Source organism: Mesorhizobium sp. M2A.F.Ca.ET.042.01.1.1, from assembly GCF_003997405.1.
In the GTDB taxonomy this organism is placed as follows: domain Bacteria; phylum Pseudomonadota; class Alphaproteobacteria; order Rhizobiales; family Rhizobiaceae; genus Mesorhizobium.
In genome coordinates, this window is sequence record NZ_RZRX01000544.1 from 1 (window position 1) to 1,451 (window position 1,451).

The window sequence follows — 1,451 nt, forward strand, 5'->3', positions numbered from 1 at the left end:
CGGCAGAACACCCGTTGACATCGGCCTTCCCGCCTGCTTTTCGACACGGCGGGCGGCGAAACATGCAACCGCTGGTAAACCGGAGCGGCGCGCCCGTGCGAGTGCCTCGCGCGGCTCCTGGACTTTGAAATCCTCGCATGCGCCTGTGCGGTCCCGACCCGGGATCACGATCAGGTCATGCGCCGGTCTCGAAAGGAAAGCGATGCGATTGCGCGTTGAAATCCTGGCGGCGCTTTTTGTCGGCGCGTTTGCACTGCCCGCGGCGGCGCAGGAATGCGGCGGCGATTTCGAGGCGTGGAAACAGAGCGTGGCGGCCGAAGCCAAGGCGGCCGGCGTCGGCGAAACCGGGCTCGACGCGCTGGAGGACGCCACCATCGACGAGCGAGCGCTGGCGCGCGACCGCGCCCAGGGCGTCTTCACCCAGACTTTCACCGAATTCTCCAACCGGATGATCTCGGCCTACCGCCTGAAGCAGGGCGCGGCCAATCTGAAGAAATATGCCGAAGTCTTCGACCGCTCCGACAGGCAGTTCGGCGTCCAGCCGGCCGTCATCGCCGCCTTCTGGGGGCTGGAGACCGACTTCGGCGCCGTGCAGGGCGACTTCCATACGCTGAATGCGCTGGTCACGCTTTCGCATGACTGCCGCCGGCCTCAGCTCTTCCGTCAGCAATTGGTGCCGCTTTTGACGCTTATCGACCGCGGCGTGTTGCCGGCCGACGTCAAGGGCGCCTGGGCCGGCGAGATCGGCCAGACGCAGATCCTGCCGACCGATTATCTGGCGCACGGTGTTGACGGCGACGGCGACGGCAAGGTCGACCTCAGGAACAGCGTGCCGGACGTCATCATGACCACGGCCAGCAAGATCCAGTCGCGCGGCTGGAAGCGCGACCAGCCCTGGGTCCAGGAAGTGCGCGTCCCCGATGAGATGCCATGGGACCAGACCGGTCGCACCAACAAGCTGCCGCTGTCGCAGTGGGCTGAGTGGGGCGTCACCGAGCCCAACGGTAACCCGCTCATCGACAACGGCCTGAAAGCCGGCCTGGCGCTGCCGATGGGCCGCAAGGGTCCCGCCTTCCTGACTTATGACAATTTCGACGTTTATCTGGAATGGAACCAGTCCTTCACCTATGCGCTCACCGCGGCCGTCATGGCGACCCGGTTTGCCGGCGCGCCGCAATTCGACCCGCGCACGCCCGAGCAGGGCTTGAGCGGCGACCAGATGAAGGCGCTGCAGACCAAGCTCGAAGCCAAGGGCTATGACGTCGGCACGGTCGACGGCATCCTGGGCACCAACACGCGCGAAGCGATCCGCAAGGAGCAGATGCGGCTTGGCCTGCCCGTGGATGGCTGGCCGACGCCGGAGCTTTTGGCGAAACTCTGAGAGCGAATAGCGAATATAGAGTAGCGAATAGAGTTGCCCGTCGCTTCTTTTGCTTACGCACTATTCGAAT

General features: G+C 64.9%; 1 protein-coding gene. It reads left to right on the forward strand.

What is annotated here, in order from left to right:
- The first annotated feature begins 202 nt into the window (after nt 1-202).
- Nucleotides 203-1,381 carry a lytic murein transglycosylase gene (locus EOA23_RS34675; protein WP_127307315.1) on the forward strand — a complete coding sequence of 393 codons (1,179 nt, stop codon included), beginning with the start codon at nt 203-205 and terminating at the stop codon, nt 1,379-1,381.
- Nucleotides 1,382-1,451: the final 70 nt, after the last annotated feature.